The sequence below is a fragment of the Microbacterium sp. NPDC056569 genome (genome assembly GCF_042793475.1).
Classification (GTDB): Bacteria; Actinomycetota; Actinomycetes; order Actinomycetales; family Microbacteriaceae; genus Microbacterium.
Genome location: NZ_JBHTUV010000024.1, coordinates 1 through 24,567 on the forward strand (window position 1 = coordinate 1; position 24,567 = coordinate 24,567).

At 70.8% G+C, this 24,567-nt stretch carries 23 protein-coding genes; 11 read left to right on the plus strand and 12 right to left on the minus strand.

Annotation, left to right across the window (positions count from 1 at the left end):
• Positions 1-141: 141 nt before the first annotated feature.
• Positions 142-1,188: a substrate-binding domain-containing protein gene (locus tag ACFQ7C_RS19615; RefSeq protein WP_378905400.1), complete on the minus strand. Its 1,047-nt coding sequence runs from the start codon at positions 1,186-1,188 to the stop codon at positions 142-144.
• Between the two features lie 313 nt (positions 1,189-1,501).
• Between ACFQ7C_RS19615 and ACFQ7C_RS19620 the strand changes: the two genes are divergently transcribed.
• The 8 genes from ACFQ7C_RS19620 (at position 1,502) to ACFQ7C_RS19655 (ending at position 11,223) form a co-directional block, all read left to right on the plus strand.
• Positions 1,502-2,977: a sugar ABC transporter ATP-binding protein gene (locus ACFQ7C_RS19620; protein WP_378905403.1), complete on the plus strand. Its 1,476-nt coding sequence runs from the start codon at positions 1,502-1,504 to the stop codon at positions 2,975-2,977.
• Complete coding sequence (locus ACFQ7C_RS19625) at positions 2,974-4,038, plus strand: ABC transporter permease (protein ID WP_378905406.1); 1,065 nt, start codon at positions 2,974-2,976, stop codon at positions 4,036-4,038. Before ACFQ7C_RS19620 ends, ACFQ7C_RS19625 begins: the two co-directional genes overlap by 4 nt.
• Positions 4,039-4,118: 80 nt before the next feature.
• Positions 4,119-5,300: an ROK family transcriptional regulator gene (locus ACFQ7C_RS19630; RefSeq protein ID WP_378905409.1), complete on the plus strand. Its 1,182-nt coding sequence runs from the start codon at positions 4,119-4,121 to the stop codon at positions 5,298-5,300.
• A 260-nt stretch (positions 5,301-5,560) separates the two neighbouring features.
• Positions 5,561-5,800: a Sec-independent protein translocase subunit TatA gene (gene tatA / locus ACFQ7C_RS19635; RefSeq protein WP_378905412.1), complete on the plus strand. Its 240-nt coding sequence runs from the start codon at positions 5,561-5,563 to the stop codon at positions 5,798-5,800.
• A gap of 58 nt (positions 5,801-5,858) precedes the next feature.
• Positions 5,859-6,611 (plus strand): twin-arginine translocase subunit TatC, encoded by a 753-nt coding sequence (gene tatC / locus ACFQ7C_RS19640; protein WP_378905510.1) that lies wholly within the window; start codon positions 5,859-5,861, stop codon positions 6,609-6,611.
• Positions 6,608-6,979 carry a Sec-independent protein translocase TatB gene (locus ACFQ7C_RS19645; RefSeq protein WP_378905415.1) on the plus strand — a complete coding sequence of 124 codons (372 nt, stop codon included), beginning with the start codon at positions 6,608-6,610 and terminating at the stop codon, positions 6,977-6,979. Before tatC ends, ACFQ7C_RS19645 begins: the two co-directional genes overlap by 4 nt.
• A 199-nt stretch (positions 6,980-7,178) precedes the next feature.
• Positions 7,179-8,333, plus strand: a complete 1,155-nt coding sequence (locus tag ACFQ7C_RS19650; RefSeq protein WP_378905418.1) for a sugar phosphate isomerase/epimerase family protein — start codon at positions 7,179-7,181, stop codon at positions 8,331-8,333.
• Between the two features lie 136 nt (positions 8,334-8,469).
• A complete protein-coding gene (locus tag ACFQ7C_RS19655; protein WP_378905421.1) occupies positions 8,470-11,223 on the plus strand; it encodes a PQQ-dependent sugar dehydrogenase in 2,754 nt (917 codons plus the stop codon).
• A gap of 121 nt (positions 11,224-11,344) precedes the next feature.
• On the opposite strand, the gene ACFQ7C_RS19660 is transcribed toward ACFQ7C_RS19655, so the two are convergent.
• Complete coding sequence (locus ACFQ7C_RS19660; protein ID WP_378905424.1) at positions 11,345-12,349, minus strand: acyl-CoA thioesterase; 1,005 nt, start codon at positions 12,347-12,349, stop codon at positions 11,345-11,347.
• 98 nt (positions 12,350-12,447) lie between these two features.
• On the opposite strand from ACFQ7C_RS19660, the gene purU reads away from it, so the two are divergent.
• A complete protein-coding gene (purU, locus tag ACFQ7C_RS19665; RefSeq protein ID WP_378905427.1) occupies positions 12,448-13,323 on the plus strand; it encodes a formyltetrahydrofolate deformylase in 876 nt (291 codons plus the stop codon).
• A gap of 33 nt (positions 13,324-13,356) precedes the next feature.
• On the opposite strand, the gene ACFQ7C_RS19670 is transcribed toward purU, so the two are convergent.
• The 10 genes from ACFQ7C_RS19670 to ACFQ7C_RS19715 form a co-directional block, all read right to left on the minus strand.
• Positions 13,357-14,148 (minus strand): IclR family transcriptional regulator C-terminal domain-containing protein, encoded by a 792-nt coding sequence (locus ACFQ7C_RS19670; RefSeq protein ID WP_378905429.1) that lies wholly within the window; start codon positions 14,146-14,148, stop codon positions 13,357-13,359.
• Between the two features lie 136 nt (positions 14,149-14,284).
• On the minus strand, positions 14,285-15,457 hold the full coding sequence (locus ACFQ7C_RS19675) for a thiolase family protein (RefSeq protein WP_378905432.1): 1,173 nt from the start codon (positions 15,455-15,457) through the stop codon (positions 14,285-14,287).
• Between the two features lies 1 nt (position 15,458).
• Positions 15,459-16,160, minus strand: coding sequence for a 3-oxoacid CoA-transferase subunit B (locus tag ACFQ7C_RS19680; protein WP_378905435.1), 702 nt, complete (start codon positions 16,158-16,160; stop codon positions 15,459-15,461).
• A complete protein-coding gene (locus ACFQ7C_RS19685) occupies positions 16,157-16,927 on the minus strand; it encodes a 3-oxoacid CoA-transferase subunit A (protein ID WP_378905438.1) in 771 nt (256 codons plus the stop codon). Before ACFQ7C_RS19685 ends, ACFQ7C_RS19680 begins: the two co-directional genes overlap by 4 nt.
• Before the next feature lie 272 nt (positions 16,928-17,199).
• Positions 17,200-17,601, minus strand: coding sequence for a 4-carboxymuconolactone decarboxylase (gene pcaC, locus ACFQ7C_RS19690; protein WP_378905441.1), 402 nt, complete (start codon positions 17,599-17,601; stop codon positions 17,200-17,202).
• A complete protein-coding gene (locus ACFQ7C_RS19695) occupies positions 17,598-18,377 on the minus strand; it encodes an alpha/beta fold hydrolase (RefSeq protein ID WP_378905444.1) in 780 nt (259 codons plus the stop codon). Before ACFQ7C_RS19695 ends, pcaC begins: the two co-directional genes overlap by 4 nt.
• Positions 18,374-19,774 (minus strand): lyase family protein, encoded by a 1,401-nt coding sequence (locus ACFQ7C_RS19700; RefSeq protein WP_378905447.1) that lies wholly within the window; start codon positions 19,772-19,774, stop codon positions 18,374-18,376. The genes ACFQ7C_RS19695 and ACFQ7C_RS19700 overlap by 4 nt, the downstream gene beginning before the upstream one ends.
• A complete protein-coding gene (pcaG, locus tag ACFQ7C_RS19705; protein WP_378905450.1) occupies positions 19,764-20,339 on the minus strand; it encodes a protocatechuate 3,4-dioxygenase subunit alpha in 576 nt (191 codons plus the stop codon). Before pcaG ends, ACFQ7C_RS19700 begins: the two co-directional genes overlap by 11 nt.
• Positions 20,339-21,208, minus strand: coding sequence for a protocatechuate 3,4-dioxygenase subunit beta (gene pcaH / locus ACFQ7C_RS19710; RefSeq protein WP_378905453.1), 870 nt, complete (start codon positions 21,206-21,208; stop codon positions 20,339-20,341). The genes pcaG and pcaH overlap by 1 nt, the downstream gene beginning before the upstream one ends.
• A gap of 196 nt (positions 21,209-21,404) precedes the next feature.
• Entirely contained in the window at positions 21,405-22,163 is a 759-nt protein-coding gene (locus tag ACFQ7C_RS19715; RefSeq protein ID WP_378905456.1) for an IclR family transcriptional regulator, read from the minus strand.
• A 143-nt stretch (positions 22,164-22,306) separates the two neighbouring features.
• On the opposite strand from ACFQ7C_RS19715, the gene ACFQ7C_RS19720 reads away from it, so the two are divergent.
• Both ACFQ7C_RS19720 and ACFQ7C_RS19725 read left to right on the plus strand, forming a co-directional pair.
• Positions 22,307-23,059 (plus strand): IclR family transcriptional regulator, encoded by a 753-nt coding sequence (locus tag ACFQ7C_RS19720; RefSeq protein WP_378905459.1) that lies wholly within the window; start codon positions 22,307-22,309, stop codon positions 23,057-23,059.
• A gap of 248 nt (positions 23,060-23,307) precedes the next feature.
• Positions 23,308-24,492 (plus strand): 4-hydroxybenzoate 3-monooxygenase, encoded by a 1,185-nt coding sequence (locus tag ACFQ7C_RS19725; RefSeq protein WP_378905462.1) that lies wholly within the window; start codon positions 23,308-23,310, stop codon positions 24,490-24,492.
• Positions 24,493-24,567: the final 75 nt, after the last annotated feature.

Here is a 24,567-nt window from a genome sequence, read left to right on the forward strand (position 1 = left end):
CCACGGCGAGCGCGACAACGAGGGCGATGATGACGCCCAGAAGGATCAGCGAACGCCTTCGCTGCTGCGCGGCGCGGGCGGGGGCGCGCCGGGGGGGGGCGCCCCCGGGGGGGGGGGCCCCCCGCAGGTCTGTCGTCTGGCTTACTCGAAGGAGAGGCCGATGTACTCGTCGACGTTGTCCTTCGTGACGACGGGTGCGTCGAGCACGATCCGGTTCGGGATGCTGGGCGTGATCAGGTCGCTCATGGTCTTGCTCTGCGCGACCAGGCGGGCCAGCGCCACACCATCGGCCGCCTGCGTCGACGGGTAGATGACCGTGGCCTTCAGGACGGTGTCATCCGCCTCGATGGCCTCCATCGCGCTGCGGCTGCCGGCGCCACCGACCATGAAGAACTCGTCACGGCCGGCGGAGTCGATCGCCGCCAGGACGCCGACGCCCTGGTCGTCGTCGTGGTTCCACAGCGCATCGATCTGCGGGTTGGCCGCGAGCAGCTGCGAGGCGGCGGCCTCACCGCCGGCGACCGTGAAGTCGGCGGCCACACGGGCCGAGACCTCCAGGCCGCAGTCCTCGAGCGCGTCGGCGAAGCCCTGCGAGCGGTCCTGCGTCAGCGGCAGCGAGTCGATGCCGGCGATCTCGGCGACGACGGCGTCCGGGTTGTCGCCGAGCTCCTCGCAGATGTACGTGCCGGCGCTGACGCCCATGCCGTAGTTGTCGCCGAGGATGGTGGCGCGCGCCGCGAACGGGCTGGAGAACTCGCGGTCGACGTTGATGACGGGGATGCCCGCCTCCATCGCGGCGATGGCGGCCTCGGTGAGGGCGGCTCCGTCGGTCGGCAGGAGGACGATCGCGTCCACGCCGTCGTTGACGAACGTCTCGACGGCGGCGATCTGGGCGATGGGGTCGTTCGTACCCTCAGCGACGCGCAGCTCGACGTCGTCGAAGCTGTCGGCCGCGGCCTGAGCGCCCGAGTTGATCGCGCCGAGCCAGCCGTGGTCGGCGGCGGGGCCCGAGAAGCCGATGACGACCGTGTCGCCCGACTCGGCGTTCTCCTCAGTGGTCGTGCCCTGGTCGACGACGTTCTCCTCGTCGGCGCCGGAGCCCGTGCAACCTGCGAGAAGTCCGATGGCTGCGATGACGGCGGTTCCGGTGAGTGCGAGCCGAGTACGCGCCTTCAGGTGTGTGCGCATGTTTCCTCCTTGAATGTGATGCAGCTTGGCCGCGTGGATCCGCCGGGCTGGCTGTCCGCATCCGAGGGGGTCCACGCTGACGAGGATCACGATAACAGAAGTGTTCAGGGATTTACCATCTTTTGTTTTTTGCTCGTCAGAAGTGTCCTGCAGTCCCTGGTCCGGCGGAAGATCGCGGCTATTCAGAGAGGGCGGGCCCGTGACACCCACGAGCCGGGTTTTCGCTTCGGCCCTCGCGGGCGAGTCGCGTCCGTGTTATGTTCAGCGAGTGATCAAAGTTGACCAACAATCGGCATTACTCGACGTACGAGGCGTGACGAAGTCCTTCGCGGGGGTTCACGCGCTGCGCGGCGTCGACCTGCAGGTCCTCCCCGGAGAGGTCCACTGCGTGCTCGGCCAGAACGGCGCCGGCAAGTCGACGCTCATCAAGACCCTCGCCGGTGTGCATCGGCCCGACAGCGGCGAGATCGCCTGGCTGGGCGAGTCCGTCGAGATCCCCGATCCGCAGTCCGCCATCGAGCTGGGCATCGCGACGATGTACCAGGAGCTCGACGTGGTCGACGGCCTGACGATCGCCGAGAACATCTTCCTCGGGCACGAGCTCGCCCGCGGCGGGTTCACCAAGCGCTCCGAAGCCGCGAAGCAGACGCGAGAGCTCCTGCGCCGCCTCGGGCACCCCGGCCTGTCGCCGCACGCGGAAGTCGGGAGCCTGAGCGCCGCGAACAAGCAGATCGTCAGCATGGCGCGCGCACTGTCGCACGACATCAAGCTCATCATCATGGACGAGCCCTCCGCGGTGCTCGACACCGAGGAGGTGAAGAACCTCTTCCATGTCGTGAACGAGCTCACCTCCGAGGGCATCGCGGTCGTCTACATCACCCACCGCCTCGAGGAGATCCGCCAGATCGGCGACCGCATCACGGTCCTGAAGGACGGCCGCACGACCGCGGTCGGACTCCCCGTCGCCGACACCCCGACGTCGGAGCTCATCCGCCTGATGACCGGCCGCGAGGTCGAGAACGTCTTCCCCGCCCCGGTTCCGGTTCCCGCCGACTCGCCCACGGTGCTCGAGGTCGAGGGTCTCGCCCTCGCGGGCGCCTTCGAGGACGTCTCGTTCACCGTCCGCGCCGGCGAGATCGTCGGACTCGCCGGCCTGGTCGGGTCGGGCCGCTCGGAGATCCTCGAGACCGTGTACGGCGCACATCGCGCCACGGCCGGCACCGTGAAGATCGCCGGCAAGGCGCTGCGCCGCGGCTCGGTCGTGCACGCCGTCCGCGCGGGCGTCGGCCTCTCGCCCGAAGAGCGCAAGAGCCAGGGGCTCGTGCTGGACGAGCCCATCTTCGTCAACGTCACGCTCTCGTCGATGTCGCGGTTCGCCAAGGCCGGGTTCCTCGACGAGCGCACCGAGCGCAAGATCACGCGCGAGCAGATCGACGCGCTCGAACTGCGCCCCGCAGACCCCGATCGGGCAGCGATGACCCTGTCGGGCGGCAACCAGCAGAAGATCCTCCTCGCACGCTGGCTCGTCCACGGCACCCGGGTGCTCCTGCTGGACGAGCCCACCCGAGGCGTCGACGTCGGCGCCCGTGCCGAGATCTACGCGCTGATCCGCCGGCTCGCCGCGGCCGGCAACGCCGTGGTGATCGTCTCCAGCGAGATCGAGGAGGTCCTCGGCCTGGCCGACACCGTCCTCGTCGTCGCGGACGGCCGCGTCCTCAAGACCCTTCCCGCCTCCCAGATCGACGAGCACGGTGTGCTCGATCTCGTCATGAAAGGAACCGCCGCGTGAGCGAGCAGACCACTCAGGGGACCGCCGACGTTCCCACAGCCTCGGAGGCGCCGCCTCCCGCCGGCGCTCCGGGCACCTCCGGCAAGTCCGCCTTCCAGCGCATCATGTCCGGCTCGGTCGGCCGCAACCTCGGTCTGGTGGCCGCTCTGCTGCTGCTCGTCATCGTCGGCGCCGTCACCGCGCCGGACACCTTCCTCAGCGTCAGCAACACCCTCACGATCCTCCGGCAGGCGTCGATCATCGGCGTCGTGAGCATCGGCATGACGCTCGTGATCATCTCCGGAGGCATCGACCTCTCGGTCGGATCGGTGATCGGCCTCGCATCGGTCGTCGCGACCCTCGCCGCCGTGCAGGACCTCGCCGACCAGATCCACTGGGTCCTGATGATCGTGCTCGCTCTGCTGGTCGGCCTGGGTGCCGGCCTCATCAACGGCGTGATCATCGCCTACGGCAAAGTCGTCGCCTTCATGGCGACCCTGGCGATGCTTGTCGCCGCGCGAGGCCTCGCCGAGATCCTCGCCGAGCGCCGCACACTGCAGGTCGGCAACCGCGACCTGATCAACTTCCTCAACGCCGACGTCATCGGCGTCGACATACTCATCTGGATCTTCGCGATCGTGGCCACCCTCGGCTGGGTGATCCTCAACCGCACGACCTTGGGCCGTCGCACCGTCGCGATCGGCGGCAACCGCGAGGCCGCGCGCCTGGCGGGCATCAACGTCAAGCGCCACACCATGTGGCTGTACGCGATCGCGGGTCTGTGCGCCGGCATCGCGGCCGTCATGTACCTCGGACGCACCACCGCGGGCACCTCCACCCACGGCACGCTCCTCGAGCTGGACGCCATCGCGGCCGTCGTCGTGGGCGGCACGCTGCTCGTCGGCGGGCGCGGCACCATCACCGGCACCGTGTTCGGCGTGCTCATCTTCGCCACCCTCACGAACGTCTTCGTTCAGAACAACCTCAACTCGTCTGCGCAGGCGGTCGTGAAGGGCATCATCATCGTGGTCGCCGTTCTGCTCCAGCAGCGGTTCGCCAAGCCCACCGGACGATCGAGCTAGGCGAGGAAAGCCGCCGGGTCCGGCAGAAGTCGGCGGACTTCTGCCGGACGACGACATGATGTACTGAGAGGGTGACCCGAATGACCATTGATTCGCCGGGATCGGCGATGGGTGTGAGCCAGCTGTTCCAGCTGCTGCGAGACGGCGTGCCCCGCACGAGAGCCGAACTCGCCAAGTCGACGGGTCTCGCGCGATCGACCATCGCCGCGCGCGTCGACGAACTCATGCGCATCGGCCTGATCACCCCCGTCGCGGACGGCGTCTCGACCGGCGGGCGCCCTCCGTCGCAGTTCGCGCTGAACCCGGCGGCCAAGGTCGCGGTCGCGGTCGACATCGGCGCCTCCCACGCGACGGTCGCGATCACCGATCTCACCGGCGCCGTCATCGCGGAGCACTCCGAGGCGCTGGACATCAGCCTCGGGCCGGAGCCCGTCCTCGAGTGGGTCGTCTCCGGCGCGAAGGACCTTCTCGACCGAAACCATCGCGCCGTCGCCGACATCGCGGCGGTCGGCATCGGGGTCCCCGGTCCGGTCGAGCACGAGACGGGCCAGCCCGTCAATCCTCCGATCATGCCCGGGTGGGACCACTTCGACATCCCGGGATGGGTGCAGCAGCACCTGCCGGTGCCCGTCCTCGTCGACAATGACGTGAACATCATGGCGCTCGGCGAGCGGGCCGTCGCCTGGCCGAACGTCGAGCACCTGATGTTCGTCAAGGTGGCGACGGGCATCGGCTCGGGCATCATCTCCGGTGGTCTGCTGCAGCGGGGCGCCCAGGGCATCGCCGGCGACATCGGGCACGTCCAGGTGGCGAGAGGCACCAACGTGCCGTGCCAGTGCGGCAACCGCGGCTGCCTGGAGGCCCTCGCCTCCGGCCCGGCCCTCGCGAGGGCGCTGCGCGAAGACGACGTCGAGGCGTACACCGGCCGCGATGTGGTCGACCTGGTCAAACGCGGGAACATCGACGCGATCCAGGCCGTCAGGCAGGCCGGACGAGACATCGGCGAGGTGCTCACGGCCTGCGTGAGCCTCATGAACCCTTCGGTCATCGCCATCGGCGGCTCGATGGCTCAGGTCGGCGAGCACCTCATCGCGGGAGTCCGCGAGGTCGTGTACACGCGCTCCACGCCGCTCGCGACCAAGCACCTCTCGATCGTCCAGTCGATCGCCGGTGAGAAGGCCGGTGTGATCGGGGCGAGCATGCTCGCCGTCGAGCACGCCCTCTCCCCCGAGGCGCTCAGCGCCGGCCTCGCCCTGAGCTGATCCGCAACGCCGAACGGGCACGCCGACCGGCGTGCCCGTTCGGCGTGCCTTCGCCTCCTACTCCCTTCTGTCGATTCACGAGCAAAAGTCGCATTAGAGCTTTCACATTATTGAAATGGGTCGCGCATCTTGTTTCCGGAGGAAGCGGGCCATTAGGCTCCGAGCACAACTAATGGCTTTTGGGGGAATGTCACAGGTTGTGCGCTGAGGTCGCACGCCGCCTGGTGAGCCCCCGACATGACGCCCAAGGGAGGGCAATCATGCTCCATGGACTCGGTGGCTGGCACCTGATCATCCTTCTCGTCGTCATCCTGCTGCTGTTCGGGGCCGCCAAGCTTCCTGCGCTGGCGAAGAGCGTCGGCCAGTCGGCGCGGGTCCTGAAAGGCGAGATGAAGGCGATGAAGGCCGAGAACGCCGACGACGCGCCGCCCGCCGCGCCGGCGCCGGACCGGGCGCAGACCGCGTCCGGGGCGCCAGGGTCCCTCCCCACCGCCTCCTGAGCCCGCCGTGGTCGCGATCGACCGTCCCGTCGCGCGCCGCGCCCGGGACGACAAGCGGATGACGCTCGGCGGTCACCTCGCGGAGCTGCGACGCCGCCTTCTCATCGCGGCGGTCGCGCTCGTGGCGGGGATGGTCGTCGCGTTCGTCCTCACGGACCCGATCATCTTCGTGCTCACCGAGCCGATCCGCGTCGTCGCGGCGTCTCGCGGAGACGAGTTCGCGGTGCTGAACTTCGAGACGGTCACGAGCGCCTTCGATCTGCGGCTGCGGATCGCGTTCTCGGTCGGCCTCCTCATCTCGGCGCCGGTCTGGCTCTGGCAGGTGTGGGCGTTCCTGGTGCCGGGGCTGAGCAGGCGCGAGATCCGCAACACCGTCGGCTTCCTCTCGGCCGCGATACCGCTGTTCTTCGCCGGCTGCGTCACGGGCCTACTGATCATGCCCCACATCGTCGAGATGATGGCGACGTTCGTGCCCGAGCAGGGAGCCCAGTTCTACACGGCGAGCTTCTACTACGACTTCATCTTCAAACTGCTGATCATCGTGGGCATCTCGTTCGTGCTGCCCGTGTTCCTCGTCGCCCTCAATCTGGCCGGCGTGGTGTCAGGACGGACGATCGTGAAGGGATGGCGGCTCGCCGTCGTCGTCGCCGCCGTCTTCGCGGCGCTCGCCACTCCGGCGGCCGACGTCGCGTCGATGCTGATGCTGGGGGGTGCGCTCGTCGTGCTGTTCTTCGCCGCGGCCGGGCTGTCGCTCCTGTTCGACCATCGCAGGAGCCGGCGACAGGCGGCCGGGGAGCGTGAGTTCGCATGACGCTCGGACTGACGCTCGAGAAGCTGATCCTGATCGCCTTCATCGCGGCGATGTTCATCGGACCGGCGAGGCTGCCCGTGTACGCCGCAGCCCTCGCCCGGGCGGTGCGTCGCGCCAAGGCGTACGCCCGCGACATGAGCGGCCGAGTCAAGGACGAGCTCGGGCCCGAGCTCACGGAGGTCGACTGGAGGTCGCTCGATCCGCGCCGGTACGACCCCCGGCGCATCGTGCGCGAGGCGCTCTGGGATGACGAGGCGTCGCCTGACCCCCGATCCGCCGTCGGCGCCGGCCGTCCCCCGCGCGAACCGGCGGAGGACGCCGGCCGGCCGCCGAAGCTCCAAGATGTGGGTGCGGACCTTTTGCCATGAGTTTGACGAAAGTTGTTCGAGTGACTAGAAATTGCCTGTTGCCCAGCAGGCATCATCTGGCCATACTGAGCAACAAGGTCGGACACGGATCCGACGACAAGACCTCGCCGCGTCAGATGACCGCGGCAAGGGACAGTGCTCCGAATCGCACTGTTCGCGGGCGTGACGCCCGACTCACCCCAGGAAAATGCAAGGGAGCATGATGGACGAGATCACCTATCAGGCCCAGGAGGACGCCCGCGTCCTCGGAGGCAAGCTCGGCCTGAGCCGTCGGCAGCTGCTGGCGGCGACGACGGGTATGGCCGCCGCCGCCGCGTTCGGGCTCGGCACCGGCCACGCCCACGCAGCGGCTCCTGCCGCAGCGTCGGGTGTCGCGGCGAAGGGCGGAAACGGCGTGCTCGTGCCCCCGGGCAAGCGCGGCATCATCCTCTACACCGTCCGCGACGCGATCAGCCGCGACCCGAACACGACCGACCTGCCGTCGGGCTTCAAGGAGGTCCTGCAGGAGCTCGCGCGCATCGGCTACAAGCAGATCGAATTCGCGGGCTTCAACCAGCACGCGAACGCCGAGGGCGGCAACCTGAACAGCGTCGCCGGCGCCCAGCTGCTGCGCACGTGGCTCGACGACAACGGCCTCGAGGCCGAGGGCAACCACGGTTCGATCCCCTCCACGATCACGGACGCGACGCTCGCACAGTTCGACGCCGCCTGCGAGATCGCGAACATCCTCGGGTTCGGACACATCGGCACCGGCAGCGACCCGACCAACAGCGCGAGCCTCCCCGCGTGGCAGGCCGCGGCCGACCGCTGGAATATCCTCGGCGAGCGCGCCGCGACCCACGGCCTGAAGCTGTACACCCACAACCACGACGCGGCGTACAACTTCCTGCTCGACAGCGGTCCGCTCGACGCGCAGGGCAACCCCACCCTGTCGAGCGGCATCCGTCGCCTGGAGTGGTTCCTCCAGAACACCGACCCGAACTACGTGTGGCTCGAGATGGACATCTACTGGGCGCACGTCGCCCAGTACCGGTTCCGCTCGTTCACCGCGGCGAACGGGCAGGTCGTGGAGGACATCTTCGACCCGGCCGGCCTGGTCGCGGAGCAGTCGAACCGCTTCCCGCTCTTCCACGCCAAGGACGGCCTGTTCACGCCGCAGGGGTACTCGATCACGCCGTTCGGTCAGGGCAACATCGACTTCACGACGTTCTTCCAGCGCGTGGGCGCCAAGGGCTACCACAACTCGATGTACGAGCAGGACAACGCGTCATCGGTGCCGGCTCCGGCCGCCCCCGACCTGTCGCTGCGCAACGCCGCGTCGTCGTACGCCCACATGGCGTCGCTCCGCGGCTGAGCACCGACCGCGCGCCGGCTGATCACCCCGGCCGTCGTGCAGGGGGTGGGCGGCTCCGGCCGCCCGCCCCTCCGGTCCCCCCAGGACCGCCACTCCAGACACGGATCCCGCCACCCTCATCCGACTGGAGCAGTACATGCGCAACGCAGCGCCACGTGCCGTGGCATTGGCGACGGGACTTCTCGTCGCCGCATCTCTTGCCGTCGCCTCGCCGGCGACGGCCCACGAAGGCCATGACCACGGAGACGAGATCTCCGCCACCACCTGGGCGAACTACGAGCGGACCACGCTGTCCAAGGACGTCGGCGAGGCCATCGACCTCGCCGTCCTGCCCGACAAGCGGGTGCTGCACACCACTCGCGGCGGCCAGGTGCGCCTGACCGACCCCGCACAGGGCACGACGACCGTGGTCAACACGATCGACGTGTACTCGAACTCCGAGGACGGCCTGCAGACCGTCACCCTCGACCCCGACTTCGAGGACAACAAGTGGGTGTACCTGTACTACGCCCCGCGCGAGATGGTCGCCCCGTACCCGGCCACGACGGCCGCCGGCTCGGCGCCCAACACCCTCCCGGCCGGGGCCGACGTCTCGTACTGGAACCAGTGGCTCGGCTACAACCAGCTCAGCCGGTTCAAATGGGACGACGCCGCCGGCGCACTCGATCTGTCGACCCAGCAGGACATCATCCGCGTCGAGGTCCAGCGCGGCCAGTGCTGCCACGTCGCCGGCGACGTCGCGTTCGACAAGGACGGCAACCTGCTGCTGGCGACGGGTGACAACACCCCGGCCGGCACCCCGGGCGCCAACGGGTTCGCTCCCATGAACGACCGCGTGGGCTACAACCCCGGCCTCGACGCACGCCGCGGTTCGGGCAACACGAACGACCTCCGCGGAAAGATCCTCCGCATCGACGTGCAGGCCGACGGCTCGTACGCGATCCCCGCGGGCAACCTGTTCGCGCCGGGCACGGCGAACGCGCGCGCCGAGATCTTCGCGATGGGCCTGCGCAACCCGTTCCGCATCGACTCCGACCCCGAGACCGGCGCCATCACGTGGGGCGACTACGGCCCTGACGCGGGCACCGCGAACCCGCAGCGTGGCCCGATGGGCTACGTCGAGTGGCAGTCGACGACCGTTCCGCTCAACGGCGGCTGGCCGTTCTGCCACGGTCCCAACGCGAACTACAACGACTGGGACTACGAGCTGCTCGTCCAGGGCCCCTGGTACGACTGCGAAGGCACCCTCGTCAACAACAGCCCGTACAACACGGGTCTGTCGACGCTCCCCAGCGCGACCGCACCCCAGCTGTACTACGGCGACCAGCCGACGCACCAGCCGTGGCCGGAGTTCGGCGCCGGCGGGCAGGGCCCCATGGGCGGACCGACGTACCGCTACGACGAGGACAACGAGGCGACGACCAAGTTCCCGGCGTACTGGGACGGCAAGACCTTCATGGCCGAGTTCTCGCGCGACCGCATCTACGCCTTCACTCAGGACGACCCCGACGGCGAGGTGACGCGCATCCAGGACTTCCTGCCGAACGCCGCGCTCACGGCTGCCGGCATGCCCGTCTGGGACAACCCGATCGACATCGAGTTCGGCCCCGACGGCTCGCTCTACGTTCTCGACTACGGCGACGGCTTCTTCCGCCCGAACCCCGACGCGGGCCTGTACCGCGTCGACTACGTCGAGGGCACGAAGGGCCCGCGCGTCGACCTCACCGCCTCGAGGACGTCGGGCCAGGGGCCGCTCTCGGTCGACTTCTCCGCCGCCGGCTCGACGCACCCCAACGGGCTCGCGCTGAGCTTCGCGTGGGACCTCGAGGGCGACGGGACCTTCGTCCCCGGTGAGGCGACCGCATCGCACACCTATACGGAGGACGGCCAGTACGCCGCCCGCGTGCAGGTGACCGACACCGCGGGCCGCGTGAGCCTCGCGTCGGTGACGATCACGGTCGGCAACACCGCTCCGGTGGTCAAGATCGTGACGCCCGCCAACGGCGCGTTCACCGACTGGGGCGACAAGGTCGCGTTCGAGGTGCAGGTGACGGATGCCGAGGACCAGACGATCGACTGCAGCCGCGTGCTGTGGAGCTACGGTCTGGGCCACGACAACACCCACACGCACCCGCTGTTCACGGGCACGGGCTGCACCGCGGTGATCGAGACCGCACTCGAGGCGGGTCACGGCGAGACCGAGAACATCTACGGTCAGATCGGCGCTTCGTACACGGACGGCGGGGGCGCGGTCGCCCCGGCCCTCGTGGGTGACGACGCCGTGCTGCTGAACCCGCGCGACCTCGAGGCCGAGCACGCCGACGCCCGCACCGGCGGGACGTCCGTCGCTGAGGACGAAGGCGCCTCCGCGCACGGCAAGCTGAACGGGCTGGTCGCCGGTGAGTCGATCACCTACGACCCGATCAACCTCGGCGGGATCACCGGCATCGAGCTGCGCGCGGCCGGCACGGGCACGGTCGAGCTGCGGTGGAACGACGCGAGCGCCGCGCCGTTCGCGACGCTCTCGGTGAACTCGGCCGGATGGACGTCGGTCGCAGTTCCGCTCCTGGCGGCTCCGGAGGGCACGGGCAGGATCGTCGTCACGTCGGCGGGCGGGCTCGAGCTCGACAAGTTCACCTTCACGACGAAGCTGGAGGACCTGAAGCCGGCCCTGGCCGCGCTGAAGGCCGACGGGAGGGTGACCAACGGCGCCGTGACGTCGCTCGGCCTCCGCCTCGACCGCGCCCTGGCCGCACAGGCCGCAGGCGACAGCGCGAAGGTGCTCAGCGAGCTGACCTTCGTCCAGAGGCAGCTCCCCGAGCGGGTCGAGAACCTCGACGCCCGCGCGATCCTGCTGCGCAACGTGGCGGCGGTGATCGCGAACCTGTAGCGATCACCTCGCCGATGGGCCAGGTGCGGCCGGAAACTTACCTTGGCGGGATCCGCCGGCCGCACCTACCAACACAGCCGGGCCGTGTCCTCGGGGACACGGCCCGGCCGCAGGTCCGAGGTCAGGGCTCCAGCGTGAGGGAGGCCGCGATCGGCACGATCTCCTCGCGCAGCGCCATGATCTCGCGGACGTGCTGCTGCAGGCGCTCGTCCTCGGCGAGCTCGGGCGTCCACGGCGGGACGGGCCGGGCGACCCCGTCGGACCCGGGGACGACGAAGACGCTGAGGCACTGCGTCGTGAGCGTGCGGTCGTCGGGCGTCCGCGGGTCGGCGGTCCACACGCGCGTGCTGACGTGCATGCTGTGCCGGCTCGTGTAGACGATGCGCGCGTCGACGTCGACGAGGTGCCCGATGACGACGGGCGCGAGGAAGTGGATTCCGCCCGAGTAGACGCCGATCGCGGCGCTGGCGTCCTCGCCGTCCTTCGCCCAGGCCGCGGCGACCGCGTAGCCGGCCTCGTCGATCCAGCGCATGACCGTGCCGCCGTGCGCTTTGCCGCCGAAATTCACCACTCCCGGCGGCGCGAGGAACCGGAGCGTCGTGCGCGGGGCGGTCGAGGCATCCGTGTAGTCCTCCGCCAGCATGAGGCGCTTGATCTCGGCGCGCGACTCGATGCGCTCGAGCGCCCCCTCGGCCAGCTTGCGGTCGGAACGGGTCACCGGCCGCCATGCCGGCACCTCGGTGGGCCGCCCGTCGGCGCCCTTGGCGACGAAGATCAGCATGCAGGTCGTCGCCGGCGTGTACAGCCGCTCGCTGACCTCGGCCGACGAGACGGTGACGACCACGTGCATGCTCGTGCGGCCCGTGTAGACGATGCGGGCCTGCACCTCGATGAGGCTTCCCGGTGCGATGGGCCGACGGTGGCGCACGTTCCCGACGTAGGCGGTGACGCAGTACGCGCCCGCCCAGCCGACGGCGCACGCGTACCCGGCCTTGTCGATCCACTCCATGACGCTTCCGGCGGCGACGGAGCGGCCTCCGGCGGCGGTGTCGGCGGGGACCGCCATGAACCGCAGGGTGATGCGGTCGTCGCGGGCCGCAGCCCGTGACCCGGAAGCGGTGCTCATGCCGTCAGGGTACGGGCGGCAGCATCCGTCTGTCTCGTGCATGTCACGCGGGCGGGCACCAAGAAGCGGCGTTCCTTCCCACAGGGCAGAATCGAACAATGGCCGCCTCCCTGCACCTGAACCCCGACCACGCCTGCCTCATCGTCCACGGCAGCGACCGGCCCGGAATCGTGGCGGCGGTCTCGGCGATGATCACGCGCATCGGCGGCAACATCGTCGCGTTCGACCAGTACTCCGACAACCCCGAAGGCGGTGCGTACTTCCAGCGGGTCGTGTTCCATCGGCCGGGCTTCGCGGCAGACCGCCCGCACATTGAGGACGAGATCGCAGAGACGCTCGACGGGTTCGACCTGGAGTGGTCGCTCACCGACCAGTCGGTGCCCAAGCGCATGGCGATCCTGTCGTCGAAGCAGGACCACTGCCTGCTCGACCTGCTCTGGCGCCACCGCCGCGGCGACCTCCCGGTGACCGTGCCGATGGTGATCTCGAACCACACCACCTCCGCCGAGGACGTGCGCTCGTTCGGTGTGCCGTTCTTCCATGTGCCCGGCGTCCCGGGGCCCGACAAGTCGGCGTCCGAGGCGAAGATCCTCGAGCTGCTGCGCGGGAACGTGGACTTCGTGGTGCTGGCCCGCTACATGCAGATCCTGTCGGGCGACTTCCTCAAGGAACTCGAAGTGCCGGTGATCAACATCCACCACTCGTTCCTGCCCGCCTTCATCGGGGCCGAGCCCTATAAGAAGGCGAAGGAGCGCGGCGTGAAGCTCATCGGCGCAACCTCGCACTACGTCACCGACGACCTCGACGAGGGCCCGATCATCGAGCAGGACACCGTCCGCGTCACCCACGGCGACTCGGCCGCCGAGCTCGCGCGCCGCGGCGCCGACGTCGAGCGCCAGGTGCTCTCCCGCGCCGTGCTGTGGCACGCCCAGGACCGCGTCATCCGCCACGGCAACCACACGATCGTGTTCTGAAACGGATGCCGCGGCCCGCGGCATCCGCTCCCGTCAGACCAGTCGCAGCTCGGCGTCGATGGCGGCGGCGGTCTCCCGCAGCGCGGGCAGGTGGCGCTCGAGCACGTGCTCCACGCTGTCGCGCGTCGCGCTCGTCGACACGTTGACGGCGGCCACCACGTCACCACGACGATCGTGCAAGGGCACGGCGACCGACCGGAGGCCGGGCTCCAGCTCGCCGTCGACGAGGGCCCAGCCCTGCGCGCGCACCCGGTCGAGCTCGCCGCGCAGCTCGGCCGCATCGGTCACGGTGCGCTCGGTGAGCGACGGGAGGACGGATGCTGCGAGCAGCGCGTCGAGCGCAGCATCCGGCATCCCCGCCAGCAGCACGCGCCCCATCGAGGTCGCGAACGCGGGGAACCGCGTGCCGATCGTGATGCGCACGCTCATGATGCGCCGGGTCGGAACGCGCGCGATGTAGACGATGTCGCCGCCGTCGAGCACGGCGGCCGAAACGCTCTCGTCGACCTCGCGCGACAGCCGCTCGAGGTGCGGCTGCACGATCTCGGGGATCGAAAGGGCGGAGAGGTAGCTGAACCCGAGCTCCAGCACGCGCGGGGTCAGCCCGAAGGTCCTGCCCACACCCGACCCGGCCGATCCGCGGACGTAGCCGAGCTCCTCGAGCGTCCGGAGGAAGCGGCCCGCGGCGGCCCGCGTGATGTCGGCGCGCCGGGCGACCTCGCTCAAGGTGAGCTCGGAGTGGTCGGCATCGAACGCCCGGATGACCGCGAGCCCCCGCACGAGGGACTGGATGGTGTCGTTGGTGCGGGCCGCGTCGTCGGTCACCGGCTCACCCTATCCGCCTCGCCGCCGCCCATCCGCCGGCGCGTGGCGCAACGGCTGCAGTCCCCTGCACCCGCTGCGTCGCGTGACGCAGCGCTCGCCGGAATCTGCAGCAGTCGTGCCACCAGGGAGCCCCGGTTCAGCGCTCGAGCACGACGGCGAGCCCCTGGCCCACGCCGATGCAGATCGCGGCGACCGCGACCCCGCCGCCGCGGCGGGCGAGCTCGTGCGCGGCGTGGCCGATGATGCGGCCGCCCGAGGCGCCGAGCGGGTGGCCGATCGCGAGGGCGCCGCCGTGGATGTTGAGCTTGTCGGGATCGAGCTCCGGCCAGCCGGCCAGGCACGCGAGGGACTGCGACGCGAACGCCTCGTTGAGCTCCACGAGGTCCACGTCGGCCCACGTGCGGCCGGCGCGCGCGAGCGCCTTGTTCGCGGCCTCGATCGGCGCGATGGGGAACTGGTCGGGGTCCACGCCGTGCGCGGCGCGGCCGGTGATGCGGGCGAGCGGCTCGGTCGCAAGCACGCCCTCGCGGCCGAGCAGCACCGCGGAGGCGCCGTCGTTGATGGGCGAGGAGTTGCCCGCCGTGACAGTGCCCTCGCCGTCGGCGGCGAACAGCGCCTTCAGCCCGGCGAGCTTCTCCACCGACGTGTCGTCGCGGATCCCCTCGTCGCGCGCGAGCTCGGCGCCGGGCACCTGCACGGTCTCGGCGTCGTAGACGCCCGCCGCCCACGCCTCGGCGGCGAGCCGGTGCGAGCGCACCGCGAACTCGTCCTGCGCGTCGCGCGAGATGCCCCACTCCCGGGCGATCAGCTCCGCGGACTCCCCGTTGGAGATCGTCCACTGCTTCGGCAGCCTCGGATTGGTCATGCGCCACCCGATCGCGGTGTTCCACAGCGTCTGGTTCCCGACGCTCGGCCACGGCCGCGGCGACTTCTCCACCACGTACGGGGCGCGGCTCATCGACTCGACACCGCCCGCGAGCACGACGTCGACGTCGCCGGCATCGATCGCACGCGAGCCCTGCACGACCGCCTCGACCGACGAGGCGCACAGCCGGTTGACCGTGACGCCCGTCACCGTGGTCGGGAGGCCGGCGAGCAGCGCGCCCATGCGCGCGACGTTGCGGTTGTCCTCCCCGGCCTGGTTCGCGTCGCCGAAGATCACATCGTCGATCCGGGCGGGATCGAGCCCGGTCCGCTCGAGGGTCGCCTTCATGACGACGGCGGCGAGGTCGTCGGGCCGCACGCCCGAGAGGGCGCCGCCGGCGCGGCCGAACGGCGTGCGGACGGCGTCGTACACGTAGGTCGTCATGTCATTCACCTTCCCGGATGCCGCGGGCCGAGGCATCCGCAGATCTCGATGCTTCCGTCAATTCCAGGCCCGTGAGCTCGGCGAGGAGCTCGACGGTGTTGTCGCCGAAGGCCTCGCGCACGGCGAAGCCGTCGGGCGTGACGTCGAAGACGGCGTGGTCGGTGTAGACCCGCGTGACGCAGCCGACGCCGGTGAGCGGGTAGGTGCACGCCTCGACGAGCTTCGACTCGCCGGTCTTGGTGAGCAGGTCGGTCATGACGTAGACGTTCTTGGCGCCGATGGCGAGGTCCATCGCGCCGCCGACGGCGGGGATGGCCCCGGGCGCGCCCGTGGACCAGTTCGCCAGGTCGCCGCCCTGCGACACCTGGAAGGCGCCGAGCACGCACACGTCGAGGTGCCCGCCGCGCATCATGCCGAACGAGTCGGCGTGGTGGAAGTACGCGGCCCCGGCGAGCGCGGTCACGGGCTGCTTGCCGGCGTTGATGAGGTCGGGGTCGATCTGGCCCGTCGCGGGCGAGGGGCCCATGCCGAGCATGCCGTTCTCGGTGTGGAGGATGATCTCCTGCTCCTGCGGCAGATAGTCGGCGACGAGCGTCGGGGCTCCGATCCCGAGGTTGACGTACGAGCCCTCGGGGATGTCCTGCGCGATGCGCGCGGCCAGCTGCTCGCGGGAGATGCGCGTCGCCGTCGTCGGTTCGGTCACTGGTCGACCTCCTTGCCGGTCGCTGAGCCTGTCGAAGCGCCCGCGAGCGCGCGGCCCTCGATGTCCACTCCCCCGGCGAACGCGCCGCCGTCGAGCCACGCGCGCTCGCCCACGGCGACGACGCGGTCGACGAAGATGCCGGGCGTCACCACCGCCTCGGGGTCGAGCGAGCCGAGCGGCATGATCTCGTCGACCTGCACGATCGTGGTGGTCGCGGCCGCCGCCATGATCGGCCCGAAGTTGCGCGCGGTCTCGCGGTACACGAGGTTGCCCCACCGATCGGCGCGGTACGCGCTCACGAGGGCGTAGTCGGCCTTGATCGGGTACTCGAGCGCGTAAGAGCGGCCGTCGATCTCGCGGATCTCCTTGCCCTCGGCGAGCTCGGTGCCCACGCCCGTGGGCGAGAAGAAGGCGCCGATGCCGGCGCCAGCCGCGCGGATGCGCTCGGCGAGGTTGCCCTGCGGCACGAGCTCGAGCTCGATCTCGCCGGCACGGTACAGTCCGTCGAACACCCAGGAGTCGTGCTGACGCGGGAAGGAGCAGAGGATCTTGCGCACCCGCTTCTTCGCCAGCAGCGCAGCGAGCCCGACGTCGCCGTTGCCTGCGTTGTTGTTGATGATCGTCAGGTCCGTCGCGCCCTGCGCGATGAGCGCGTCGATGAGCTCCACGGGCTGTCCGGCTCGGCCGAAGCCGCCGATCATGATGGTCGCCCCGTCACGGATGCCGGCCACGGCCTCCTCGACGGAGCCCACGGTCTTGTCGATCACGTACTCGCCTCCTTGCTGTTCGCTCTGCGAACACATGTACGCTGTGCGATCCATTCTACGCGCGACGCGGATATTTCGGAAGCCCTGAGCCGCAGCATCCGTCGTCCGCACGGGTTTGGGGCGCAGCGTTCGCAGTCGGGGCGCACGGCACGCGCCCCGAACGCACGTTGCACGCCCCAAACCCCACCAAGACCGGTTGAGGACACGACATGGAACGGACGAGGGCGCGAATCGGATGCTGCAGATCCGGCGTCTTTCCCGGGTGTCGCCTCTCAGGAGTCCTGGGCGAAGACGTCCTTCGCGATGCGGAACGCGGTATTCGCCGCGGGAACGCCGCAGTACAGACCGGCCTGCAGGATCACTTCCTTGATCTCGTCGACCGTCAGACCGTTTCGAAGGGCCGCCCGCAGGTGCATCGCGAGCTCCTCGTGGTGCCCGAGTGCGATGAGCGCCGTGAGCACCGCGACCGACCGCGACCGGCGATCGAGCCCGGGGCGCGACCAGATGTCACCCCACGCGACGCGGGTGATGAAGTCCTGGAAGTCGGCGGTCAGCTCGGTCGTCCCGGCGATCGCGCGGTCGACGTGCGCGTCCGAGAGCACGTCGCGGCGCACCGCCATGCCCTGGTCGTAGCGCTCCTCGTCCGTGAGGCCCTCGCCCTCCGGGCGGGTCACGCCGCACGCTCCGCGGCAACGGCGTCGAAGAAGTCGAGCAGCACCGCGGCGGTCGCCGCCGGCGAGTCGGCGGGCGCCAGGTGCGAGGCATCCGGGATCCCGATCGCCTCGCCGTGCTGCACACCGGCGGCGATCTCCCGAGCGGATGCCTCGGGCGTGACCGCGTCGTGATCGCCCCACACCGCGAGCACCGGCGTGGCGATCTCGCCCAGCCGCTCGCGCACATCGAAGACGGCGAGCGCGTCGCAGCAGCGGGCGTAGCTCTCGTCGTGTGTGTTCTGCAGCACGTGGAGGAGCCGCCCCGTGAGGTCGGGATCGCGCTCGATCGAGCCCGGCGCGAACCACCGCTGCGCCGAGCCGATGATGAGGCTCGACGTGCTCTGCGCGCGCACCTGCGCCGCCCGCTCGTGCCAGCCGTCGGGCGTGCCGATCTTCGCGCCCGAGCACAGGATCACCGCGGCGTCGATGCGCTCGCCGTGACGCAGCAGCAGCTCGAGCCCGACGGCGCCTCCGAGCGAGACCCCGGCGTAGAGGAACGGCCCGTCGACCGCGGCCGCGACCGCGTCGGCGAGCTGGGCGATCGTGAACCCCTCCGTCGACGCGGGCGCGGCGCCGTGGCCGGGCAGGTCCCACAGGGCGACGCGGTAGCGCTCGGCGAGCGCCGGGACCACGCGGTCCCACAGCAGCGTCGACGTGCCGAGCGACGGCCCGAGCACGACGAGCGGCGCACCCGCGGGACCGACGGTGGTGCCGAGTGCGATGGCGGGGACGGTCATGCGTCCTCCTCTGCGGTCGACGCGACCGCCTCGTCGACGAAGCGGCCCGCGAGTCCGGTGTAGCGGGCGGGGTCGAGCAGATCGGCGACGAACGCCTCGGGCGTCGCGTCGCGCTCGGCGGCGACGGCGACCACCTCGGGTGACGCCGCGAGAAGCCCGGCGAGGTCGCCGCCCGCCGCTGCCTCTGTCACGAGCTCCGAGACGCGTGACGCACCGAGCACGGGCCCGAGCACGATCGACAGCCGCTCCGCGACGATGAGCCCGCCGGTGGCCGCGAGGTTGCGGGCGACGGCATCCGTGTCGACGTGCAGGTCGGCGACCAGCGTCGCGGCGTGGGCCGTCGCACCGAGCGCGAGGCGCAGCAGTTCCCGGAGCGTCGGCCACTCCGCGTGCCAGGCGCCGTCGGGACGCTCGTCGACGGCGAGCGCCGATGCGAGATGCAGGGTCGCGCCCAGCTGCGGTGCGCGCAGCGCGGCCGAGCGGATGAGGACGGATGCTGCGGGGTTGCGCTTCTGCGGCATCGCCGACGACCCGCCGCCCGCTCCCTCGGCGAGCTCGCCGATCTCGGTGCGGCTGAGGGTCGCGACGTCGGCGGCGATCTTGCCGACGGCGTCGATCGCCTGCACCAGGGCGTCGCCCAGTTCGGTGATCGGCCCGCGCGCGGTGTGCCAGGGGGCGTCGGGCGCGGCGAGCCCGAGTTCGTGGGCGAACGCCGCGGGAAGCGCGGCAGCCCGCTCCGGCCCCGCGAGCTCGGCGAACGACGCGAGCGTGCCCGCGGCACCGGCCAGCTGTGCCGGGAGCCGGCGCTGCGCCTCTCCGACCCGCTCCGCGGCACGCTCGACCGCGCGCAGCCAGCCGGCCGCGCGCAGTCCGACGGTCGTCGGCACGGCGTGCTGCGTAAGGGTGCGCGCTGCGGCGACCTCGTCGCGTCGCGAGCGTGCGAGAGAGCGCAGCGACACCTCGGTGTGCACGAGCGCCGCGATGATGCGGCTCGTCGCCGCCCGGGCCACCAGCATCGTGGCGGTGTCGAGGATGTCCTGGCTCGTCGCGCCCCGGTGCACCCAGACGCGCGCGTCGGCGCCGACCCGCTCCTTGAGCAGCCCCACGAGCGGGATCACGGGGTTCCCGCCCGCAACGGCCGCGGCGGCCAGCGCCGTGCCGTCGACGCCGTGGTCGCGGCATCCGCGGAGGGCGCCCTGCCAGCCGAACTCCGTCTCGATCTCGTCGACCGCCCCATCGGGCGCGAGGCCGACCTCGCGCCACGCCCGCGCCAGCGCGACCTCGGCCGTCACGAGCGCGTCGAGGTACGCGGCATCCGTCACCGTCTCGTCGTGACTGACGGTCACGGGCGAGAGCAGGCCCCCGTCGAGTGCGGGCCGGTCACGGTCAGAAGGCAAGGAACACGGTCTCCTTCTCGCCCTGCAGGTGGAGGTCGTGGTGCAGGTTGCCGTCCGGCAGGCGCGTCGCGATGAGCGTAGCGCGCTCGTCGGCGTCGAGCGAGGACAGCAGCGCGTCGGCCGCGAACAGCTCCTCGTGCTCGGGCAGGTAGATGCGCGTCACGAGCTTGTCGGGAAGCCCGCGGGCGAACACGATCACGGAGTAGAACGGCGCGCCCCCGTCGATCGGCCCGGGGTTGCGGGTCCAGAACTCGTAGCGGCCGACATCCGTCGTGGCCGCGCGGCCGAAGCCGGTGAACGAGTGGTCGTCGCGGCGGAAGGCGCCGTGCGCCCGCGGGACGCGGCCGTTCTCGTCGGCGCTCCAGATCTCGATGACCGCGTCGGGGATCGGATTGCCGGCGCCGTCGAACACGGTGCCGCCGAGCACGATCGAGCCCGGACTGTGCGGGAACACCACCTGGTGCTTCTTCTCGTAGTCCAGGCCGAAGGCGAAGAACGGACCGACCGTCTGCCCGCCGGTGGCCTCGTGGGTCTTGGGGCCGAGATCCCGGGGCGTGCGCGCCATCAGTGCTCTCCTTCTTCGGGCTCGAACCAGGTCGCGTCGGGGCCGTCGACGACGATGTCGAAGCGGTAGCCCATCGAGAACTCGGGCACCGACAGGTCGTGGTCGTACAGGCCGATGAGGCGGTCGCGGTCCTTCTGACGCCAGATGGTGTTGTAGATCGGGTCGAGCGGGAACAGCGGGTCGCCCGGGAAGTACATCTGCGTCACGAGGCGCTGCGTGAAGCCCGAGCCGAAGATCGAGAAGTGGATGTGCGCCGGCCGCCACGCGTTGACGTGGTTCTTCCAGGGGTAGGCGCCGGGCTTGATCGTCGTGAACTTGTAGTACCCGTCGTCGTCGGTGACGATGCGGCCGGCGCCGGTGAAGTTCGGGTCGAGGGGGGCGGGATGCTGATCCCGCTGGTGGATGTAGCGCCCCGCGGCGTTCGCCTGCCAGATCTCGACGAGCTGATTGGGGACCGGACGCCCCCAGGAGTCGAGCACGCGGCCCTCGACCGTCATGCGCTCGCCCTGCGGCTCGCCGATGTGCTGCAGCGTCAGGTCGGACTCGATCGCCGCGACGTCGCGCTGGCCGAAGGCCGGCGACCACAGTTCGATCGTCTCGGGATCGACGAGCTTCGGGTTCTTGGTGGGGTGGCGCAGCAGGCTCGAGCGGTACGGCGGGAAGTCGTGCAGGCTCATGTTGAGCCGCTCCCCGGCCGCCTCGCGCCGCGCGGCGGCGGCGTGGTAGTCGACGATCTCCTGCGTGATCTCGCGCTGGGTGAGCTGATCGGGCGAGGCCAGCAGCGACTCGGGGGCCGCCGCCGTCTGCTCGAGCACCACCGACGACGAGAACGCCTCCTCGCTCCGCGGATCGGGCTGCGTCGCACTCATCAAGGTCTCCTTCGACGACTCGGGTCGTCCCAGGGTCGCACCCTCGAGTGTCCTCCCCGCCCCGGATTCCCACTCAGCGGGAATCACGGATGCTGCGGCCCGCGGCATCCGTCATCCGAAGCGCAGCGGCGCCACAACTCTGTCGCGGCTGTGCACATCTGTGGCGCCACGACAGGAAAATGGCGCCCCGCGCCCCTCAAGCCACGCGGAGGTCGTGGTGGAGGTCCTTCGCGGCCTGCACCACCAGCGGGCCAAGCCGCCGCTCGTCCGCGCGGGCGAGGTGCACGACGAGTCCGAGCGCGACCGGCGGCAGGCCCTCCACGCGCGGCAGCGCGGCGGCGACCGAGACGTTGCCGAGGGTCATCTCCTCGCGGGTCGTCGCGTACCCCAGCGCCCGGGTGCGCGCGATGTCGGCGCGGAGCTCCTGCTCCGTCGTGATCGAGTTCACCGTCTCGCGCTCGAGCGGCGCCTCGAAGTACTCGCGCAGCCACCCCTCGTCGCGCGTCGCGAGGAGGGCCTTGCCGACACCGGTCGTATGCAGCGGCCCACGTCCGCCCATGCGGCTCAGCGTCGGGATGGACTGGCGCCCGGTGAGACGCCCGACGTAGAGGGCCGTCGAGGTCTGGGGCGTCGCGCCGTCGAGCACAGCGAGGTGCACGTTCTCGCCCGTCGCCTCGTAGAGCCGCCCCATGTGCGGCAGCGCCGTCTCGCGCAGCCGCAGCGAGAGCGGCGAGAGCTCGCCGAGCTCCCACAGCCGCGGCCCGATCGCGTACGTGTGTCCGGGCCCTCGGGTGAGGAGCCCTTCGGCCACGAGCGTCGCGAGCAGGCGGTGGAGGGTCGACGTCGCCAGGCCCGTGCGAGCGGCGAGGGTCGCGGCGGTGACCGCCGGCTCGTCGTCGGTGAAGCACCCGAGCACGCGCAGCGTGCGCTCGAGCACCCCTTCGCCGTCGACCATGCGTCCTCCCCGTGCGACGTTACCGGTGCAGGGTGTTCGCAAGTCCTCAGAGTCATGCGGGATCCCCACGCCGACCCGCGTCTCGTGCCGGGGTGCGCCCGATTCTGAGGAGTTGAGCCTCACGCCTGTGGGACAGTGGGCGCATGGCCAACTCGCCCTCCGGCGACTCGATGACCGACCGCATCGTGCGGGTGCTCGAGACGTTCACCGCCGAGCGCTCGATGCAGTCGGCCGCGGAGATCGGCCGCCGCGCGGGGCTGCCGTCCTCGACTGCGCACCGGATCGTCGATGAGCTCGTCGACGCCGGCCTGCTCGAACGCGACGAGGACCGCCGCGTGCACCTCGGCATGCGCCTGTGGGAGCTCGCGCTCCGCGGCTCGACGGCACTGCGCCTCCGCCAGGCCGCGCTCCCCCACATGGAGGTCGTGCAGGCGCGCATCCGCGAGCACACCCAGCTCGCCGTGCTCGAGCAGGACGAGGCCCTCTTCCTCGAGCGTCTCTCCCATCCGGACGCCGGCGCCAACATCACCCGCATCGCCGGCCGCCTCCCGCTGCACGCCTCGTCGTCGGGCCTCATCCTGCTCGCGCATGCCCCGTCCGCCCTGCGCGAACGGGTTCTCACCGGGCCGCTGCGCGCCCTCGCTCCCGAGACCGTGACGGATGCTGCGCGCCTCCGCCGCCTCCTCGCCGAGGTGCGCCGCGCCGGAGTGGTGGTGGCGCCCGGCTCGATCGAGGCCGTGTCGACCGGCGTGGCCGTGCCGATCCGCGATGCCGGCGAGGTCGTCGCCGCGCTGTCGATCGTGCTGCCGCGCGAGACCGACCCGGCGGCCGCGATCCAGGCGCTGCGCGAGGCCTCGGCGGGGATCGAGTCCACTCTCCGGGCCGACCGCCGCTGAGCCGGGGCACGCCCGCGACTCTTTCGCCCGGTCTGCGCCAGTCCTCAGTCGAGGAGCGTTGCCGGGCCGGGCTGAGGTCCGGAATCCCGCCGCGGCTCCCCATCTCGGCTCTGCCTCTCGGCTGAGGCGCCAGGCGGCGGCACACAGGGAACGACCATCTCCCATTCAACGGGAATCTCGCGGTCCGGAAGTACGGCGGGGTCACACTGGGCGGAGGCATCCGTTCCCGAACGTCGAAGGAGACGTCCATGTCCACGATCCGCACCCGCGTTGCCATCATCGGCGCCGGCCCGGCCGGTCTGCTGCTCTCGCACCTGCTGGGGATCGCCGGCATCGAGTCGGTCGTCATCGACCAGCGCTCACGCGAGGAGATCGAGACGACGATCCGCGCCGGCATCCTCGAGCAGGGCACCGTCGAGGTGCTCGACTCGTCCGGCGCGTCGAGCCGCGTCCGCACGGTGGGCAACCGCCACGACGGCATCGAGCTGCGCTTCGCCGGCGCCGGGCACCGCATCGACTTCGCCGACCTCGTCGGCCGGGGCGTGTGGCTGTACCCGCAGCACGAGGCGCTCAAGGATCTCATCGCGGTGCGCCTCGACAAGGGCCAGGACCTCCGCTTCGGCGTGACCGCGCTGCGCGTCGAGGACGCAGCATCCGATCGTCCGCGCGTCGTCGCGACCGACGCCGACGGCGCGCCCCTGGAGATCGAGGCCGAGTTCGTCGTCGGCGCCGACGGCTCGCGCAGCGTCGCGCGCGAGGCGGTCACCGGCTCGTCGACCGGCGGGTACTTCCGCGAGTACCCGTTCGCGTGGTTCGGCATCCTGTGCGAGGCGCCGCCGAGCGCCGACGAGCTCATCTACAGCAACTCGCCCGACGGGTTCGCGCTCATCAGCCAGCGCAGCGCCACGGTGCAGCGGATGTACTTCCAGTGCGACCCCGACGCCGACCCGAACGCCCTCAGCGAGGAGCAGCTGTGGGAGGAGCTGCAGAAGCGCGTGCCCGGCACGACCCTCAAGGAGGGCCGGATCTTCCAGCGCGATGTGCTGCGGTTCCGCAGCTTCGTCGCCCATGAGCTGCTGCACGGCCGCGTCGCGCTCATCGGTGACGCCGCACACACCGTGCCGCCGACCGGCGCGAAGGGCATGAACCTGGCCGTCGCCGACGTGCTCGTGCTCGAGCGGGCTCTCCGCGCCCTGCTCCTCGAGAACGACGACCGCCTCATCGAAGCGTTCCCCGAGAAGGCTCTCCACCGCATCTGGAAGGCGCAGCACTTCTCGTGGTGGATGACCAGCATGCTCCACGTCGCGCCTGACGCGTCGGACTTCGACCGCCTCCGCCAGCTCGGCGAGCTGCAGTCGGTCGTCGAGTCCGAGGCCGGTCGCCGCTTCCTCGCCGAGGCGTACACGGGGTGGCCGCTCGAGGGCCTCACCTGACGCGGCGGTTCCCGGCGTGAGTCCGGTTTGGGGCGCATCGCGTGCAGGCGGGGCGCACGCCGCGCGCCCCGAATG

Coding starts and splice junctions, on each gene's coding strand:
- ACFQ7C_RS19615 (WP_378905400.1), bottom strand. CDS start 1,188: ATGCGCACACACCTGAAGGCGCGTACTCGGCTCGCACTCACCGGAACC.
- ACFQ7C_RS19630 (WP_378905409.1), top strand. CDS start 4,119: ATGACCATTGATTCGCCGGGATCGGCGATGGGTGTGAGCCAGCTGTTC.
- tatA (WP_378905412.1), top strand. CDS start 5,561: ATGCTCCATGGACTCGGTGGCTGGCACCTGATCATCCTTCTCGTCGTC.
- tatC (WP_378905510.1), top strand. CDS start 5,859: ATGACGCTCGGCGGTCACCTCGCGGAGCTGCGACGCCGCCTTCTCATC.
- ACFQ7C_RS19645 (WP_378905415.1), top strand. CDS start 6,608: ATGACGCTCGGACTGACGCTCGAGAAGCTGATCCTGATCGCCTTCATC.
- ACFQ7C_RS19650 (WP_378905418.1), top strand. CDS start 7,179: ATGATGGACGAGATCACCTATCAGGCCCAGGAGGACGCCCGCGTCCTC.
- ACFQ7C_RS19655 (WP_378905421.1), top strand. CDS start 8,470: ATGCGCAACGCAGCGCCACGTGCCGTGGCATTGGCGACGGGACTTCTC.
- ACFQ7C_RS19660 (WP_378905424.1), bottom strand. CDS start 12,349: ATGAGCACCGCTTCCGGGTCACGGGCTGCGGCCCGCGACGACCGCATC.
- purU (WP_378905427.1), top strand. CDS start 12,448: ATGGCCGCCTCCCTGCACCTGAACCCCGACCACGCCTGCCTCATCGTC.
- ACFQ7C_RS19675 (WP_378905432.1), bottom strand. CDS start 15,457: ATGACGACCTACGTGTACGACGCCGTCCGCACGCCGTTCGGCCGCGCC.
- ACFQ7C_RS19695 (WP_378905444.1), bottom strand. CDS start 18,377: ATGACCGTCCCCGCCATCGCACTCGGCACCACCGTCGGTCCCGCGGGT.
- pcaG (WP_378905450.1), bottom strand. CDS start 20,339: ATGGCGCGCACGCCCCGGGATCTCGGCCCCAAGACCCACGAGGCCACC.
- pcaH (WP_378905453.1), bottom strand. CDS start 21,208: ATGAGTGCGACGCAGCCCGATCCGCGGAGCGAGGAGGCGTTCTCGTCG.
- ACFQ7C_RS19715 (WP_378905456.1), bottom strand. CDS start 22,163: ATGGTCGACGGCGAAGGGGTGCTCGAGCGCACGCTGCGCGTGCTCGGG.
- ACFQ7C_RS19720 (WP_378905459.1), top strand. CDS start 22,307: ATGGCCAACTCGCCCTCCGGCGACTCGATGACCGACCGCATCGTGCGG.
- ACFQ7C_RS19725 (WP_378905462.1), top strand. CDS start 23,308: ATGTCCACGATCCGCACCCGCGTTGCCATCATCGGCGCCGGCCCGGCC.